The 17,244-nt window shown below is 59.9% G+C and carries 18 protein-coding genes; 11 read left to right on the top strand and 7 right to left on the bottom strand.

Features of this window, described 5'->3' with window-relative positions; translation table 11 throughout:
- Positions 1-685: 685 nt before the first annotated feature.
- Both U3654_RS15765 and U3654_RS15760 read left to right on the top strand, forming a co-directional pair.
- The gene (locus U3654_RS15765) at positions 686-1,624 is read left to right on the top strand and encodes a diacylglycerol/lipid kinase family protein (protein WP_324752496.1); all 939 of its coding nucleotides are present in this window, start codon (positions 686-688) and stop codon (positions 1,622-1,624) included.
- Positions 1,621-2,412, top strand: a complete 792-nt coding sequence (locus tag U3654_RS15760; RefSeq protein ID WP_324752495.1) for a metallophosphoesterase — start codon at positions 1,621-1,623, stop codon at positions 2,410-2,412. Before U3654_RS15765 ends, U3654_RS15760 begins: the two co-directional genes overlap by 4 nt.
- 282 nt (positions 2,413-2,694) lie before the next feature.
- Here U3654_RS15760 and U3654_RS15755 read toward each other — a convergent pair whose 3' ends face one another.
- The 5 genes from U3654_RS15755 to U3654_RS15735 are packed head-to-tail and all read right to left on the bottom strand — an operon-like array spanning position 2,695 to position 7,138.
- Positions 2,695-3,183 carry a DUF6505 family protein gene (locus U3654_RS15755; protein ID WP_324752494.1) on the bottom strand — a complete coding sequence of 163 codons (489 nt, stop codon included), beginning with the start codon at positions 3,181-3,183 and terminating at the stop codon, positions 2,695-2,697.
- Positions 3,180-3,872 carry a biotin/lipoate--protein ligase family protein gene (locus U3654_RS15750; RefSeq protein WP_324752493.1) on the bottom strand — a complete coding sequence of 231 codons (693 nt, stop codon included), beginning with the start codon at positions 3,870-3,872 and terminating at the stop codon, positions 3,180-3,182. Before U3654_RS15750 ends, U3654_RS15755 begins: the two co-directional genes overlap by 4 nt.
- 8 nt (positions 3,873-3,880) lie before the next feature.
- Positions 3,881-4,948 carry an Mrp/NBP35 family ATP-binding protein gene (locus tag U3654_RS15745; RefSeq protein ID WP_324752492.1) on the bottom strand — a complete coding sequence of 356 codons (1,068 nt, stop codon included), beginning with the start codon at positions 4,946-4,948 and terminating at the stop codon, positions 3,881-3,883.
- A 7-nt stretch (positions 4,949-4,955) separates the two neighbouring features.
- Entirely contained in the window at positions 4,956-5,144 is a 189-nt protein-coding gene (locus tag U3654_RS15740; RefSeq protein ID WP_324755303.1) for a DUF6494 family protein, read from the bottom strand.
- Between the two features lie 38 nt (positions 5,145-5,182).
- Positions 5,183-7,138, bottom strand: a complete 1,956-nt coding sequence (locus U3654_RS15735; protein WP_324752491.1) for a 4Fe-4S binding protein — start codon at positions 7,136-7,138, stop codon at positions 5,183-5,185.
- Positions 7,139-7,337: 199 nt separating this feature from the next.
- Between U3654_RS15735 and U3654_RS15730 the strand changes: the two genes are divergently transcribed.
- The 8 genes from U3654_RS15730 (at position 7,338) to U3654_RS15695 (ending at position 14,505) form a co-directional block, all read left to right on the top strand.
- Positions 7,338-7,931, top strand: coding sequence for a DUF3305 domain-containing protein (locus tag U3654_RS15730; protein ID WP_324752490.1), 594 nt, complete (start codon positions 7,338-7,340; stop codon positions 7,929-7,931).
- Positions 7,928-8,527, top strand: coding sequence for a DUF3306 domain-containing protein (locus U3654_RS15725; RefSeq protein ID WP_324752489.1), 600 nt, complete (start codon positions 7,928-7,930; stop codon positions 8,525-8,527). Before U3654_RS15730 ends, U3654_RS15725 begins: the two co-directional genes overlap by 4 nt.
- The gene (locus tag U3654_RS15720) at positions 8,524-9,132 is read left to right on the top strand and encodes a molecular chaperone TorD family protein (protein WP_324752488.1); all 609 of its coding nucleotides are present in this window, start codon (positions 8,524-8,526) and stop codon (positions 9,130-9,132) included. The genes U3654_RS15725 and U3654_RS15720 overlap by 4 nt, the downstream gene beginning before the upstream one ends.
- Positions 9,133-9,193: 61 nt before the next feature.
- The gene (locus U3654_RS15715; RefSeq protein ID WP_324752487.1) at positions 9,194-9,382 is read left to right on the top strand and encodes a twin-arginine translocation pathway signal protein; all 189 of its coding nucleotides are present in this window, start codon (positions 9,194-9,196) and stop codon (positions 9,380-9,382) included.
- Positions 9,383-9,469: 87 nt separating this feature from the next.
- A complete protein-coding gene (locus tag U3654_RS15710) occupies positions 9,470-12,472 on the top strand; it encodes a formate dehydrogenase subunit alpha (protein ID WP_324752486.1) in 3,003 nt (1,000 codons plus the stop codon).
- A 13-nt stretch (positions 12,473-12,485) separates the two neighbouring features.
- On the top strand, positions 12,486-13,106 hold the full coding sequence (gene fdh3B, locus U3654_RS15705) for a formate dehydrogenase FDH3 subunit beta (protein ID WP_324752485.1): 621 nt from the start codon (positions 12,486-12,488) through the stop codon (positions 13,104-13,106).
- An 81-nt stretch (positions 13,107-13,187) separates the two neighbouring features.
- Positions 13,188-14,372 (top strand): formate dehydrogenase subunit gamma, encoded by a 1,185-nt coding sequence (locus U3654_RS15700; protein WP_324752484.1) that lies wholly within the window; start codon positions 13,188-13,190, stop codon positions 14,370-14,372.
- Between the two features lies 1 nt (position 14,373).
- Positions 14,374-14,505, top strand: coding sequence for a hypothetical protein (locus U3654_RS15695; RefSeq protein WP_324752483.1), 132 nt, complete (start codon positions 14,374-14,376; stop codon positions 14,503-14,505).
- Positions 14,506-14,752: 247 nt separating this feature from the next.
- Here U3654_RS15695 and U3654_RS15690 read toward each other — a convergent pair whose 3' ends face one another.
- Positions 14,753-15,616 (bottom strand): DUF2189 domain-containing protein, encoded by an 864-nt coding sequence (locus tag U3654_RS15690; protein ID WP_324752482.1) that lies wholly within the window; start codon positions 15,614-15,616, stop codon positions 14,753-14,755.
- Positions 15,617-16,147: 531 nt separating this feature from the next.
- Between U3654_RS15690 and U3654_RS15685 the strand changes: the two genes are divergently transcribed.
- Entirely contained in the window at positions 16,148-16,888 is a 741-nt protein-coding gene (locus tag U3654_RS15685) for a cytochrome P460 family protein (RefSeq protein WP_324752481.1), read from the top strand.
- Here the strand turns inward: U3654_RS15685 and U3654_RS20515 are convergent.
- Positions 16,838-17,206 (bottom strand): transposase, encoded by a 369-nt coding sequence (locus tag U3654_RS20515; RefSeq protein WP_416384599.1) that lies wholly within the window; start codon positions 17,204-17,206, stop codon positions 16,838-16,840. The two genes, U3654_RS15685 and U3654_RS20515, sit on opposite strands and share 51 nt — an antisense overlap.
- Positions 17,207-17,244: the final 38 nt, after the last annotated feature.

Below are 17,244 nucleotides of genomic sequence, written 5' to 3'. Positions count from 1 at the left end.
CTCCCATACCGTTTCGCGGCGTCAAGAGCCTGCACGCGGATGGGTGAGCGGATTCCCTGAAATCAGCGCGGGCGCGATGTTGCCGTATTTTCCCTCGACTCGATGGCCGCTGGATCGACTAACAAAACCCTAGCACGAGATGCGCGATTCCCGTCAAGGCCATCGGTGTGCCTCGGACGCAAAGTTGCTGTCAAATTGAATTGGCCAGCGTAAGGGTATAATAACGCTGCGAGGTCGCGGCCAATTGGCTTTCGCCGGTGTCGCACAAACAAAGTGCGATCTTGGGCAGTACGCGCACATTCCAACATACTCGGCTGCACCTAGGTTAGCTCAGGGACCGAGTCGGGTGTTCGACAAGTTGCCCACAATTGCAGCAAATTGAGTGGCTTCAAAATCGTTGCGTAGCAACTCCGATATCATCGGGCAGCGTTGCCCAATTCGTCCGCCAGAGGTCGTTTTGGGTATTACTACGCCTGTTTGCTTGCATTGCCGCAGGGCTGGTAACGCCATCGGGGGGCGCTTTACGTTTGTTGATGCACAAGCCAGATCTCTGCCGTCGCGCCCCGCTTATCCCAAAACCCATATTATTCGTTTCGAAGCAGTGTCTAAACCCTTCGATGATGGAACATCAATGACCCCGCGCCGTTGAGCAGTGAGCCCGACGCGGTGACGACAGGATCATTCCATGAAGCACGACGCAACTGAACATACCTCCAAGCGCACCTGCGTCCTGCTAAACGGAGGCTCGGGCAAGACCGACGCTGAACAGATTGCGGTGGTGATCCGCAGTGCCCTATCTGCCATCGCCCGCAACTACGAGGTGTGGGTCCTTGACCGTGACGACGATATCGCCTCATCCGCGCGATCCGCCTTGCAAGAGGGGTTCGAGATCATTGTGGCCGCCGGGGGCGATGGCACCATCGCAGCGGTCGCGAGCGCGCTGCGTGGCCGGGACGCTAGCCTCGGTATCATTCCACTGGGCACGTTCAACTACTTCGCCCGCTCCCTCGACGTCCCCATCGACATCGCCAGCGCAGTCCAGCTCTTGGGCAGTGGCGCACGCAGGCCAATGCGGGTGGGCGACGTCAACGGGCGCATTTTTCTCAACAACGCCAGCCTTGGCGCCTACCCAACTATCCTTCGCACGCGCGAGCAAACCTACCGTAGATGGGGCCGCAGCCGCCTCGCCGCCTACTGGTCGGTTCTCGTGACGCTGGCGACGCTGCGCCGCCCACTCAAGCTAACGATCGAGGCTAACGGCGGGCGCATCAGTCGACGCACGCCGCTGGCGTTCGCAGTGAACAACGCCTTCCAACTGGACCAGATGGGTCTGGAGGGGCGCGAGCATATCGCCGAGGGGCGTCTGGCGCTTTTCATTGCGCCCGATACCGGACGCTGGGGCATGTTACGAAACGCGCTGGCGCTGGCCATGGGGCGCGCGCAGCATGACGTGGATTTTGACATGATCACGGCGGACAGCATCCGCATCGAAACGCGCCGCCGGTCCTGCGACGTCGCTTTCGACGGAGAGCGCGAGCGCATTCGCGCACCGCTGGAACTGAAAGTGGTCGAGGACGCACTCACTGTCATCGTACCGCCCAATCGGCAGGGGGATACTCGATGAGGCGCGTTGTCCATTTGTCGGATTTGCATTTTGGCCGCGACCGACCAGAGTTGCTGGCACCATTGATTACGGCGGTAAACATGCTCGCACCCGATCTGGTGGCGATTTCGGGGGATCTAACCCAGCGTGCCAGGTCTGGGCAGTTTCGCGCCGCGCGCGCGTTCCTGCAGCGCCTTGAGGCGCCGGTGCTCGTGGTGCCCGGCAATCACGACATTCCCCTGCATAATCCGCTGGCGCGCATCCTCTGGCCATGGCGACAATATCGCAGCCACATCTCGCCACAGTTGGAGCCTAGCTTCGAGGATAGCGAGCTGATCGTGTTGGGCATGAACACCGTCAATCGCTTTGCCCATCAAAGCGGTCAGGTGTCGCCCAGCGCGCTGTCACGTGTCGATTGCGCGCTGGGCGACAGAAAAAGCCGCACCTGCCTGATCGTCGCGCATCACCCGCTTGAGCAGCTTGCGACTGACCGCAAGAGGCCGACGCGCGGCGCCGAGTGCGCCAAGGACATGCTGTCACAGATGGGCGTCGACGCAGTCCTGTCGGGCCACCTGCATAGTTGGCGCGCGGATCCCTACGCACACAAGGATGGGCGCAATGCGATGCTGCAAGTCCATGCCGGTACTGGCCTGTCGACCCGCCATCGCGGTGAAGAAAACGATTTCAACCTGCTCGAGATCGGCGCGGGTGCCATCACCGTCACTCGCTACGCCGCAAGCTCCGAGACCGCAGATTTCGTCCCGTCCCAGATCCGCGACTTCGCCCTCGGGGATCGTGGCTGGGGTTGATATAGCGGAGAGTGAGCCCTCCATCCCACCTTTGACAGATCGGGCCAAAATGCCCGGCCTTCTGCCATCGCCGCTACGCACGTTCTCTTTTTCGATGGGACTGATGCATTAGACAGCTACTTCTGAGCGTCAGCTCGTAGCTACGATATCAAGCGAACGGCAAGAAAGATGATGTTTCGTCGATACCGATGCCTTTTGAACGGGCCGCAGCGCGCGACCGCCCCTTTTCTCGTGGGTCAAAGTCAGCATCCCCATTGCGAGCCTGTCAATGTGATGGTCCCGCTAATGCGGCGGTTCATCCAGCGATCCGTGGATCGCGAACTGTTCAAGCTCTGCGGCCTGCGCTTCGATCACGCGGTATGTTTCCCTGACGCCAGCTTCGGTCAGATCACGCGCGACGGTCAGCAGGGTGTTGGAGTCATGTTCGTCGCAAAGATCCGCCATTTGCGACAATTCTTCCAGCGCGACATTGCGCGCCAAGGTCAGCGAGGGCGCTCCGTAAATATCGACGAAATGCTGCGCCAGGATGTCTGCCAAGGTGTCACGCTCGGCGGGCTCGATCTGCGTTACGGCGACAAAGCTGACGCGACCAAAGGTTTCGCACCCCATCCAGCCATTGGCAAATGCCTGTCGGGCCTTGCCGGTCAGATCGGCCTCGGACCAGTTGGAAAACTCGAATCCGCCCGAGATACACCATTCGCCGGTTCTGGCGGGGTTGTGGAAAACCCGGGTGTCGCTTTCGTCGAAGTGAATTGCGCGGGCAAGTTTCATGCAGGCTCCGTCAGAAGGGTGGTAAGGGGGATCAGGCGCACACCGTCTTGGGTTTTCATCAGCAGGCCAAGGGTCTCATCAATTCCGATGAAAGTCCCGTCATATCCGCCAACCGTCAAGTCGCTATCCAGCCCCTGAGCCACGGCAAGCCAATTGCGGTGCAGCCGTGCCGGCCCGTCGTCAATCCAGGCGTTGATTTCGACCAAAGTGTGCCGCACCCAAGCCTCAACCAGTGTGATCGGCTCTACTTCACCGCATCCCTCAGCATAAAGGGCCGTATCATCGGGCGTCAGGCCGGTGTCTTGGGAGGGTGGCCACAGGTCCAGCGACAGGCCGACAACCAGCCAGTCGGGGATGGTCTTGGCGTCAGAGGTTGCGGCGGCCAGTTGCATCGCGCCGCATCGTCCACCGTTAAGATAGATTTCCCCGCTCCAGCCCAGATGCACAGCCACCTCTGGCGGCGCAAGCGCGCCGAGCGCATTTTGGAAACCGACCCCGCAGAGCGGGAGCATGCACGCAGCATCGCGCAGTGGCACCTCTGGCGTAAACACCATTGCAGCGCGCAGCCGGTCAGCGCCCAGATCATAGGTGACCAATCCCGCGTCGCACACCTGCGCGGCCTTGGCACAGGCTAGGGCGAACGGATCTGCGCCATCTGCATCGAGCCCGAAGAACAGCGGAGGGAACACCGGCGGCGTCATGCGTGGCCAAGCGCAATCAGCTGCTGTGCCACAGCACGAAATCCCGCCGCCTGCGGACTGTCAGGTTTGGACACCACGATTGGCGCACCGCCATCTGCCGCTAGCCGAATATCCAGATGCAGCGGTATTTCCGCCAGCAGAGGCACGCCCAGCTTGGCCGCCTCGGCGGCGACGCCGCCATGGCCAAAGGTGTGTTCCTCATGTCCACATTGCGAACAGATATGCGTGGACATATTCTCGATCATTCCAAGGATCGGCGTGCCCAACTGATTGAACATGTCGATCCCCTTGCGGGCATCAAGCAGCGCTACATCCTGCGGTGTCGAGACGATGATCGCGCCGTCCAACTGCGCCTTTTGTGCCAGCGTCATCTGGACGTCGCCGGTGCCGGGCGGCAGATCGACAATCAGCACATCCAACGCACCCCATTGCACCTGTGTCAGCATTTGCTGCAAGGCACCCATCAGCATGGGTCCGCGCCAGACGACGGCCTGATCGTCGTTCGTCATCAGCCCCATCGACATCATCGTCACGCCGAAATTGCGCATCGGCAGGATCGTCTTGCCATCAGGCGAGGACGGCCTGCCAGATACGCCCAGCATGCGCGGCTGCGATGGGCCATAGACATCGGCATCCAGCAGCCCGACACGGCACCCCTCGGCGGCCAGCGCGCAGGCGAGGTTGGCGGCGACCGTGGATTTGCCCACGCCGCCCTTGCCTGATGCCACCGCAATGATCCGGTCAACGCCTGGTATCTTCTGCGGTCCAGCCGGTTCAGCCGGGCGGTTCAGTTTTAGATCGGGGGGCGCTGTCGGAGCGCTGTGGGCGGTCATGACGACAGACAGCTTTTCGACGCCGGGCAGGGCGTGCAGCTTGGCCTCGACCTCGTCCTTGACCTTGCCATAGGCCGCTGCGTGGTTGCCGCTGACCTCCAGTACAAAGCGCACGGCACCGTCCTGCACAGTCAGTGCCTTGATGAGACCGGCATCGACCAGCGACGCGCCGCTGACCGGATCGGTCAGCGTTTTCAGCGCGGCCAGCACATCCTCGCGAGCGAGTGTCATTCCTGTCTCAACCCTTGATCGTGCCGGTCACCACATGTTCCAGATCGACGCCATCCACAGTCAGGACCATCTTGGCCTCGAACTGCTTGCCTTCGGTGCCGCCCGCCTTGCGAAACGCCTCTTCGATCGCCTGTTGCGAGGTCACGCCGACCTGCTTGAGGAACTTGCGCATCGACATGTTGAAATCTTCGCTCATCCTTGTCTCCTTTTCGGGGTTTGTTGGTGTAGTCATTTCTAATGATCCTTACGCTTGGACAAGTAGTCCTCGGTGGTGCGCACGCGTGGGCGCTCCTTTCCCGCGAAAGGATTGTTCTGCGAATGAAACTGCGCCTGAATGCGGCAATTGTCACACATCTGGATCATCCGCGCAGTGGCAGGATTGGCGAACATCGCGTGATTGCCCGCCAGCTTTTCCATGATCCGCTCGACCGTGGATTTGACACCGAACAGGCTGCCGCATTCGACGCAGGCAAACGGTTCTTCCTCGTTTAGCACTACTTGGCTCAGCGCAGCATCGGTCAAGTTAATCTGCGGTTTCAAGGTGATCGCGTCTTCGGGGCAAACATTGGCGCAGAGCCCGCATTGCAGGCACGCATCCTCCTGAAAGCGCAGTTGCGGCATGTCGGGATTGTCCATCAGGGCGCCGGACGGGCAAAGCGAGACGCAGGCGAGGCAGAGCGTGCAGGCATCGGTGTCAACAATCACCGCACCATATGGCGCGTTAGCGGGCAGCGGGATGACCTCTGCCTCGGGCGACAGGGCCTTGGCGGCCAAGCGCGCGATCTGGCGGCGCGAGCCTTGCGGCAGGATCGGGGTTACGGCGGGGCTGTCCACGACATCGGGGTCGAACAGATGATCCGACAGCGCGTCGGGGTCCGCGATATCCAGCAGCGTCACGACATCGCCCGCGCCCATCGCTGCGGCCAGTTCCGCCTGGGCCTGCAAAACTTCGCGGTCGCTTTTGGGGGCGAGCAGGACATCGACACGGGCAAATCCAGTCGCCAGCGCCGCCAGCATTTCGGCATGGCCAAACATCGCAAGCGCGTCGATCTCTAGCGGGATCACATGGGCGGGCAGGCCGTTACCGTACCGCGCTGCAAGGCTGATCATCTCGGCCCCATGCGCATCATGGACCAGTAGCGCGCCCGACGGGCCGCCCGCCTTGCGATAGGCCGAGGCGAGCGTGCCAATGCGGCGGAACACATGGTCGACCGGCGGCGCGTCATAGCTGATCGCGCCCGAAGGACAGACCGCCGAACACGCGCCACAACCGGCGCAGATGAGTGGATCAATGCTGACATGCTCGCCCGCGGGCAGGATCGCACCGGTCGGGCAGACATTCAGGCAGTTGGAGCAGGCGGGCTGTTCAGCACGGGAATGGGCGCAGAGGTTGGTCTCCAGCCGAATATAAAGCGGTTTTTCAAACGTGCCGATCATTTGGCTGGCGGCAAGAATGGCATCGGCCACGGCGGGCAAGCTGCCGGGATCGGCGCGCAGGTATCCGTCGCGCTCTTCCGGAGCGGGAAAGAGGGGCGTGTCACCCGTCAAATCGAGGATCAGATCACATTCGGACTGCGCTCCATCGCGCGGCTCTGTCAGTTGCGCCGCACCGCGCCCGCCCGGCAACACTTGCTGGAATGCGTCGATCGAGATGTGGAATGCTCCGAGCGTCCCAGAGACACTGCGCATCCGCCCGGTGCAGCAATCATAACGCCCGGTTACGGGTAGGTCCGCGTCATCTGGCACCAGCACGGTCACTCCCAGGATATCGGCCAGCTTTTCGGCGGCGGCAAGCGCGACCTCTGGCGCCCCGATAATCAGGCAGATCCCGTCAGACGCGACGTCAATTGTCTTGGGCGACGGCTGTGGCAGCGCGGCGTCAGCTACCAAGGCGGCCATTTTGGGTGTGGTGTCAGCGGTGTCAGCCGTCCAGCCTGCGCGGTCGCGTATGTCAACAAACTTGGGCATGGGCGCGCCGATGTCTTCGGCCAGATCGGCAAAGCGGTCTGCCTCTTGCTGGCAGGCGATCATGACGTCGCCGCCCTCTATCGCCTCGGCGGCGAGGGCGATCTGGGATTGGCATAGGGCGGTGTGCAGCCGCGAACACTCCCTCCCCGTCGCAGCACTTAGCGCGGCCGCATCAATGGTCTGGGTGCCGAGACAATCACAAATCAGCAGAGATTTTTTCATTTCGCCTCCTTGCGCGCTGTAGGGTAGGACGGAAAGCTAGCAGATGAAAGGCGCTCACATAAGTTTCGATGCGTGTCGCCAAGGCTGACGTTGCGGCAGTGGGCAGATCTGTAACTGACATAATGGAGCAAACGCGTGTACATTAAGACTCTGCTTTGATTTCTTCTATAAATCAGTACACTGAACGAAACTCATCCTAGTGTTTCAGCCAGCGGGTGCCAGCTTGACCTTCGTCTTTCCCAACTCTCAATCCATCCCCCTTGGGGTTGTGGTCCGGAAGTCGCCGGGCGCGACGCGCTGGGCGAAATGGGCGTGGCGGGTTGTGGGTATTCTGCCCGGCGCGGGACCGGCGGATTGGACCGTTCTGCGCAGCGAAGACGGCGTGACCGAATTTCACGCTGCGACCCTGCCGCTGAAGCTGTATGTTTCCGATACTGAGGCTTACGCGCACGAACTTCAGACTCGGCAGCCATCCGTATACATTGTGCTCAGCCCGGACGCCTCATCGCGCGATATACCGTGGAAGGTGACGTTTGTGACGGCCTCGCCCTATGAGGGGCAGGATTACTGCGACTCGGCCGAGGTGTTGGTCGAAAAGGTGGCGATGCCGAATGGCATGCAGGCTTGGGTGGGGGATTTCGTGACCCGGCACCACGAGGAAGAGGCGTTCGTGAAACGCAAGCGCCGCGATTGGCGTGCCGAGGACAGCGAGGACGGTATCGGCGACGCGCGCATCGCGCAGGACAGCGATGTTTACCGGTCTCCGCGCCGCAGCGGGGGTGCGCTAAAATGACCCGAAACCCTACATTCTGGGACCGCCGCCGCGCCGCCGTCGAGGCCGAGGCAGATGTAGACGCCGCCGCCCAGCAGGCCGCGGTTGAACTGCGCGAACAGGAGGCCCTTGCAGAGAAAAGCGACGAAGAAATCCTAGCCGAGCTGGATTTGCCTGATCCCGAAACCTTGACCAAAGGCGACGATTTCGCCGCGTTCATGGCCAAGGCGGTTCCAGAGCACATCCGCAAACGCGCGCTGCGCAAGCTGTGGCGTAGCAATCCGGTTCTGGCTTGTGTGGATGGGTTGAACGATTACGACGATGACTATTTGGCCGGCAGCTACGGAAATAAACCGATTCAGACGAGTTATCAGGTCGGCAAGGGGTTGCTGGCGCATGTGCTGGAGGTCGCGCGCTTAGAAGAAAAGACTACCGATGACCTGGCGCCACTCGACAAAGAAGAGAAAGCGGCACAAGATGATAGTGACGCAGACCCGGTCGTAGCGGGCGAAAGGCCTGTACCGGACGTAGCACTGGACAAGGAATCAGTGCCGCAAGACACGGACGACGGCAGACCGCGCCGGATGGTTTTTCACTTTGACGGGAACACCGCATGACATTGGCACAAGCCCATCCGCAGATTGACGAAGAGGATCGCCTACGGGCTGATCTCTACAACTATCTCGGCGTCATGCTGGCGCGTGCGCCTGATGAAATGTTGTTGGCGCAGACGGCGGGGCTGAGCGGCGATGCGTCACCGCTGGGGCAGGCAATCGAAGGGCTGGCCCGCGTTGCGAAAGTGACCAAGCCCAAATCCGCCCTTACGGAATACAATGCCTTGTTCATCGGCCTTGGACGCGGCGAGTTGTTGCCCTACGCCAGCTACTACATGACCGGGTTCCTGAACGAGAAGCCGCTGGCCAATTTGCGCGCGGACATGGCGGCGCTCGGAATGACACGGGCAGAAAACACGTTTGAGCCGGAGGATAATATTGCCTCGCTGATGGAAATGATGGGCGGCATGATCGTCGGACGCTTTGGAAATGCGGCAACGTTGGCGCGCCAGAAAGAATTCTACAGCAAGCATATTCGCCCTTGGGCGACGCATTTCTTTGCGGATCTGCAAGGGGCCAAGGCGTCGGTGCTCTATGCCTCGGTCGGGGCGGTAGGAGCCGAGTTTTTGGATGTCGAACAAGAGGCATTTCGCATGATGGCAGGCTGATGCCCGCCGATTGATCGGCGGCAGGGGCCGCCACGAAGGTAGCAGGGAAAGGACGCATAAAATGGCTGATACGAAAAAAGGTACGACCCGCCGGAATTTCCTAAAGATCGCGGGCACCGCAGTGCCGGGTGTCGTGGCCGTCGCCACTGGCAGCGCGGCACAAGCCGCCCCGGCCGAAGTCGATCTGTCATCGCAAGTGATGCAGGACACGGAACATACCCGCGCTTATTTGGAAAGCGCCCGTTTTTAGGGCAGCGCCGCCGCCTGATGACTTGAAAGGCAGGGGCAATAGATAGGTACCAAGACTGCGGGCATCGCAGATGTAGGGAGAAAGACCATGCTCAGGAAAAAGACAAATGGCAGTGCACGTCGGTCAGCAAGGACGCCCGCTGCAAGCGCCGCCGCGACTGGCGTTGATCGCCGTACATTCCTGCGCGGCTCGGGCCTTGCCATCGGTGGGTTGGCCGCTGTTGCCGCGACCGGCAGCACCGTTTCGCCCGCCACGGCGCAAACAGCAGCCACACGGGCGGTCGAGATCAAGAAATCCGTCTGTACCCACTGCTCGGTCGGTTGCACGGTGATCGCCGAGGTCGATAATGGCGTTTGGACAGGGCAGGAGCCCGGCTTTGACAGCCCGTTCAACCTTGGGGCGCATTGCGCCAAGGGCGCGTCGGTACGCGAGCATGCCCATGGCGAGCGACGCCTGAAATACCCGATGAAGAAAGAAAACGGCGAATGGGTCCGCATCAGCTGGGAACAGGCGATCAATGAGATCGGCGACGGCATGATGAAGATCCGCGACGAAAGCGGGCCAGATTCTGTCTATTGGCTGGGCTCTGCCAAGCATAGCAACGAACAGGCCTATCTGTTCCGTAAATTCGCCGCTTACTGGGGCACCAACAACGTCGACCACCAAGCGCGCATCTGTCACTCGACCACTGTGGCGGGCGTGGCGAATACATGGGGCTACGGCGCCATGACCAACAGCTATAACGACATCCACAATTCCAAGGCGATGTTCCTGATCGGCGCCAACCCTGCCGAGGCGCACCCGGTTTCCCTGCTGCACATCCTCAAGGCAAAAGAGGAGAACAACGCACCGCTGATCGTCTGCGATCCTCGTTTCACGCGCACGGCGGCGCATGCGGACGAATATGTGCGCTTCCGGCCCGGCAGCGACGTGGCGCTGGTCTGGGGTATTCTGTGGCACATTTTCGAGAATGGCTGGGAGGACAAGGAGTTCATCCGCACCCGTGTCTGGGGCATGGACCAGATCCGCGACGAGGTGAAAAACTGGACCCCCGAAGAGGTCGAGCGCGTGACCGGCACCCCCGGCGAGCAACTGGAGCGCGTTGCGCGCACGCTGGCCAATAACCGCCCCGGCACCGTGATCTGGTGCATGGGCGGCACGCAGCACAGCAACGGCAACAACAACACCCGCGCTTATTGCATCCTGCAACTCGCCCTTGGCAACATGGGTCGCGCAGGCGGCGGCACCAACATTTTCCGTGGCCATGACAACGTGCAGGGCGCGACCGACTTTGGGGTCGTGGCGGATTCACTGCCGGGTTATTTCGGACTATCGGAAGGCTCGTGGGCGCATTGGGCGCGTGTCTGGGAAGAAGACCTTGATTGGCTCAAGGGGCAGTTTTCCGAAGCAAGCTTCGAGGACACCCCGATGATGAACCTGACGGGTATTCCGGTCAGCCGTTGGATCGACGGGGTGCTGGAGGACAAGGCCAACCTTGACCAGCCCGACAATACCCGCGCGATGGTTCTTTGGGGCCACGCGCCGAATTCGCAAACTCGGATGAAGGAAATGAAGACCGCGATGGAGCGGTTGGATATGCTGGTCGTGGTCGATCCCTATCCGACCGTGTCCGCCGTAATGCAGGACCGCACCGATGGCGTCTATCTGCTGCCCGCGTGTACGCAGTTTGAGACGCGAGGCTCGGTAACCGCATCTAACCGGTCGCTGCAATGGCGCGAGCGGGTCTTTGAGCCATTGTTTGAATCGTTGCCCGACCAAACCATCATGGCAAAGTTCGCCGAGAAATTTGGCTTCCACGACAAGTTGTTCCGCAACATCGCCATCGACGAGGGCGGCGAGCCGAATGTCGAGGACATCACTCGCGAATTTAACCGTGGCATGTGGACCATCGGCTATACGGGCCAAAGCCCTGAACGGCTGAAAATGCATATGGCCAACCAGCACACCTTTGACCGCACGACTTTGCGCGCCAATGGTGGGCCCGCAGACGGTGATTTCTATGGCCTGCCGTGGCCTTGTTGGGGCACGCCCGAGATGAACCATCCCGGCACTGCACTGCTGTATGATATGTCGATTCCCGTGGCCGAGGGCGGCTTGACCTTCCGTGCACGCTTTGGCGTGGAACGTGACGGTGAAAATCTTCTGGCGGAAGGTGTCTATTCCAAAGGGTCCGAGATCAAGGACGGCTACCCTGAGTTCACGGTGCAAATGCTGCGTGATCTGGGATGGGAAGGCGATCTGACCGACGATGAAATGTCCAGTATCAACCGCGTTGCAGGTTATCCCGAAGGTGCCCCGCTAACGACAGCGCCTGCCGACGATGGCGGCTCGGGCGAGGACGCAGAAGTTGGCGAGACATCTCAGCAGGGCGAAATCCCGTCGGATTACGAAGAGAAATCAGGCGGTGTGAACTGGAAAACGGACCTGTCGGGCGGTATCCAGCGGGTTGCCATCGCGCATGGCTGCGCGCCCTTTGGCAACGCCAAGGCCCGCGCCGTCGTCTGGACCTTCCCTGATCCGGTTCCGCTCCACCGCGAGCCGCTTTATTCCAATCGCCGTGACCTTGTGGCCGATTATCCGACCTACGAGGACAAGAAGTTCTGGCGCGTGCCGACAATGTACAACTCGATCCAAAAGAACGATTTCTCGAAGGATTACCCGATCATCCTGACCTCTGGCCGTCTGGTCGAATACGAGGGCGGAGGCGAGGAAACCCGGTCCAACCCATGGCTGGCGGAATTGCAGCAGGACATGTTTGTCGAAATCAACACGCGCGACGCCAACAATCTGGGCGTCCGTGACGGCGAACAGGTCTGGGTCGAGGGGGCCGAAGGTGCCAAGGTCAAGGTGATGGCCATGGTGACCGAGCGTGTTGGCGAGGGCGTCGCCTTTATGCCGTTCCACTTTGGCGGGCACTTCGAGGGCAAGGATCTGAGGGATAAATACCCCGAGGGGGCCGATCCCTATGTTTTGGGTGAGTCCGCCAACCTTGCCCAGACCTATGGCTATGACAGCGTAACCCAGATGCAGGAGACCAAAGCGACTCTCTGCAAAATCTGGACAGCATAAGAGGAGACCAATCATGGCTAGAGCAAAGTTTCTCTGCGACGCTGAACGCTGCATCGAATGCAATGCCTGCGTCACCGCCTGTAAAAACGAACATGAGGTGCCGTGGGGGATCAACCGCCGCAAGGTAGTCACGCTTAACGACGGCAAACCGGGCGAACGCTCGATTTCCGTGGCCTGCATGCACTGCTCGGACGCGCCCTGCATGGCGGTCTGCCCGGTGGATTGTTTCTATCAGACCGCCGATGGCATCGTCCTGCACTCCAAGGATCTGTGCATCGGCTGTGGCTATTGCTTTTACGCGTGCCCGTTCGGTGCGCCGCAATATCCGCAGGCGGGCAATTTCGGATCGCGCGGCAAGATGGACAAATGCACCTTCTGCGCAGGCGGTCCCGAGGAAAACCACTCGGCTGCCGAATTTGCCAAATACGGGCGCAACCGGATTGCCGAGGGCAAGCTGCCGCTCTGCGCCGAGATGTGTTCGACCAAGGCGCTGCTGGCGGGTAACGGCGATGACGTCTCCAACATCTACCGCGAGCGTATCGTCGCGCGCGGCTTTGGCGCGGGTGCCTGGGGTTGGGGCACCGCCTACGGCCAGAAGGGTCAACCGGCACAGCAACGAGGAAGCGGCGAATAAACCCGTCTGCCTTTCCTGCATGGAACGGGCGGCCTTTGCGGGGCCGCCCATCTTTTGCGACACAATTTGAGGATCGCTCAGATGCTTCGCCTGTTTACAGTTATCGTCCTGATGTTCGGCCTGCTGGCGCCCGCTATGGCGCAGGAGGACACCGGCAACCCGCGCGCCGAGACTGGCGGGGCGCAAACGCTGGACGATATCATGCGCAGGCAGGCCGAGCAGAAGGTGGACGACGAATTCCGACGCTCTGAAACCGGCGATCCCGAGGCAGCCGCCCCGATCACAGCGCCGCTTGGCACTCGCGGCGGGCAATCCATCTCCGATCTGTGGCGCGCGCTGCGCTACGATACGGCGGACGTTTCCACCCAATCACGCGGGCCTGCAGCGACGACGCTAATTCAGGACGGCGGGATGTGGTGGCTGAAATTCCGCGAAGGACCACTGTTGATCTATGGCGCGGCCCTCTTGGGCGGCACGTTACTGCTGCTGGCGCTGTTTTACCTGATCCGCGGACGCATCCGCATCAAGGGCGAGAAAACTGGCCGCACGATTACACGCTTTAGCGGGGTAGAACGGTTTGGCCATTGGCTGTTGGCCAGTTCGTTTCTCATCCTCGGCGTGACTGGCCTGATTTCCCTGTTCGGGCGCAAGGTGTTGATACCGGCCTTCGGCCATGAAGCCTTCTCGATGCTCGCGATTGGCTCGAAATGGATACACAATAACGTCTCTTGGGCGTTCATCGTGGCGCTTGTCATCATTTTTGTCTTTTGGGTCGCTCACAACCTTCCCAACCGCACCGATCTGGTGTGGCTCGCAAAGGGCGGTGGCATTATCGGCAGCGGCCATCCCCCCGCCGAGAAGTTTAACGCGGGTCAGAAGATGATTTTCTGGTCGGTGATTATTTTGGGCGCGTCGATCTCCGCCTCGGGGCTTTCGCTGCTGTTTCCGTTTGAATTCAACATGTTTGGTGCGACTTTTGCAAAGCTGAATGACTGGGGCGTCACCGGCTTGATCGGATCAGAGCCTCTTCCCTATCCGCTGTCACCACAGGAAGAGATGCAATATGCACAGCTGTGGCACGCCATCGTCAGCCTGATCCTGACCGCCATTATCCTTGCCCATATCTATATCGGTTCCATCGGTATGGAGGGCGCTTTCGACGCTATGGGCAGCGGGGAGGTCGAAGAGCAATGGGCGCGCGAACATCATAGCCTCTGGGTTGAAGAAGTGCAGGAAGCCGAAGTGCACCAGAGTAAGGAAGCGTAAGATGAAGGCGTTTTTGTTAGCATTGGCTGCACTGGTGGCGATAACCGTCGGAGCGAACTGGATATTGGTGATGAGCAATTTCTCAGCCGAGGCAGCTTGGGCCTCGACGAGTAATGTCAGGATCAACGATTAAGACGGCTCAAAGCCTTTTGGTATCTGCCGCACCTGCCGACATTTCAAGCCGACAGATAACGCTTTTGCATGTTACGCTGGACCCTGCGGAGACGGAACAGATTTGCCACGAGCAGGAGCCTGCCTGATGATCAAGCACGATCCCTACGTGATTGAGGGCCTTTTCGTTGGCCCGGCCCGGGAGCGCTGGGCGGGCAAGCTCGCATCTTAAAAATTGAAATGGTTGCTTACATTGTGCATTCGGCCCGTCAACCTACCGCTCTGCGGTAAAGGTGCCACGTCGCATGTCCGAGTATCGGAAACGCAAATATCAATCCCAGAAAGATCGGGATCATCCCAACCATCAAGAATGTGGCGACGATCAATCCCCACGCGGCCACCGTCACCGGGTTCTTTCTCGTCAGTTCCAATGAGGTCTCTACCGCGACACGCACGCCGACATGCCGATGCAACAGCAGCGGTATCGAAACAATCGTCGTGGCAAGTGTTGCGGCGGCGAACACAAATCCCACGGCGCAGCCAATAATCAGCATCGCCCAACCAGCGCCTGTCGTGAAGACATCCCGCAGGAGCGACGCCACCGAGAGTGGAGGCTCGGGACCCAGCGTCAGTGTGTAAATAAGATAAGCTGTCAGCATCCAGACCACAAACATCAAGACCAGACCCAAGCCAATTATCAGGACCGCACCAATGGCCGGTGATCCCATGACACCAAGCGCCGACCGAAAGCCTGCCGGCTCGCCTTTCTCACGGCGACGGCTCATCTCGTAGAGACCGACGGCTGCGATGGGCCCGAGCAGGGCAAAACCTGAAATGAGCGGGAACAAGAGGGGCAATAGGTCGCGCTGGAAGACAATTGCCGAGAGGCACAGCCCGATGATCGGATAGAGGATAACGATGAACAGCACATCTGTGCGAAGCGCCGTGAAATCTTCCGCACCTTTTCGGAGCGCGATCCTGATATCCTTGATGCCAATCTGCTTCACGGTGGGGTGCCCGAGCGCCTCACCACCAATTTCATGAGCCGCGTCGGTGGCATAATTTGAAGCATCGCCAAATGCTCGCATCAACCAAGACCCGGGATTTCCGATTGTTTTAATTGGCTTTACCATTGGAAAACCTCCGCGCACGAACAGGTTAGGCGTCGACCGACCAAACCGGAGGCCGGTCAAACACCGAATGGTTGTATTCTATCACGCGGCAGCACATCCGCACACCAAAATTGCGGTGAGGTCCTTAGGGTCCATATTTTTTTGACCATTCCCAAGTCGTCACCGCCGCCATTTAACTGCAGACCGACACTCAATCAGCGTCGAGATTGGCGGCCACTTATCCAGCGCTCTGGACGGTCGGATCACGAATTGGATCTCCACGCGCAGCGATCAAAATCAGAGTAACGGATTAATATTTCGGTCTCGCCAGTGACAATGAGCCGCGAACAGCCCTCTAGTGCGTCAACATCTTCGAAAACACTTACGACGGCACGTCTGCCCGGTTCGAGGGCAGTGGGAAGGCAAAGTTTTTCGCCCGCCCCCAACCAGCGACTGATCCGATCCCCTTCAGCCTCTGCCGCAAAAAGGTGACGCTCCTGCGACGCGTTCTTGACACAGGTTTCACCCGCCAACGCGGGCGCGGCAGCGATAATGGACAGGGCGGTCGATACTGCAACAGAGCGCAAGAGCATACGTCCCCTCGATTTTCGTTTCCATCCACTTTCCTCCTGTCCGCCACTTGGACCAAGTAAAAAACCATCACAATCGCATGCCGGGATGGTGACGGAAAATGAACGTGACGTGCGCCTGAAAACGATAAGCTTCCAACATGGATCTGGCCACATGGGAGGAATTATCATGATACGCTACTTTGCCGCGGGGTTCACCGCCCTCGTCCTCGGGGTCGGCGCCACGTCAGCGCAAGACGCGCCATTTGGGACGGAAGCTGACGCCGAGTATGCCCGGCTGTTGTGGGACGTGATGGAAGCGGCGAACTTGGCAGGAGAGAACGCAATCCGAACTTTCCCCTATGACGGGGTGGAGCCGCACGGGATGATGCTTGAGACGTTTTATTCCAAGGCTGAAGTAAACGGTCACAGCAGTGATTTGATCGTCAAGAGGAACTATGGGCCGGAAGGCGTCACGATCGAAGATGTGCAAGCAGATCCCGGCAAGCATCTGGCTGCTATCACGGTGATGTTTCGTCGCGAAGCGGGCTATGATGCGGACAACTTGGATTGGTTCTGGGCCAAGTACCTGCCGGATGGCTCGCTTGACAAGAATCCGGCGGGAATGCAGCTTGCGGGACGTGTCGCCAAGGGGGCTGATGCCGGTTGCATATCATGTCACGTTGCCGCCCCGGGTGACGACTATATGTTTACCACGGATTAAGTGCTCAAGCTGCGCCTTGTTGCCTTTGCCGAATATCTTCATGCCGGTGCTTTCCACGGCAAGATGAGCAGGCTCGGTTCTCCCGGTCCGGAGGCTCGCTGGAAGGTTCAGCCTTGGTTCACGACACGACAGGGTCGAGAAATTTGGCACCGGAACTTCCAACCCCATAAGCCTTGCGATGCTCCGCATCAGCTCTCGCGTTTGCCGAAGCGGCAGCTTGTACACCACGCCAACGTCAAGCACATCGCGATTGCCATGTGTAGATATGTGCGGACTCGCGGCGCACGACCGGCCCCATTTGTGGGTCAAAGTCAGCATCACCTTTACGAGCCCGTCAATGCACCAGTCCCGGGCAG

Source organism: Roseovarius sp. Pro17, from assembly GCF_035599575.1.
In the GTDB taxonomy this organism is placed as follows: Bacteria; Pseudomonadota; Alphaproteobacteria; order Rhodobacterales; family Rhodobacteraceae; genus Roseovarius.
This window is presented reverse-complemented; position numbering and strand designations above follow the sequence as displayed.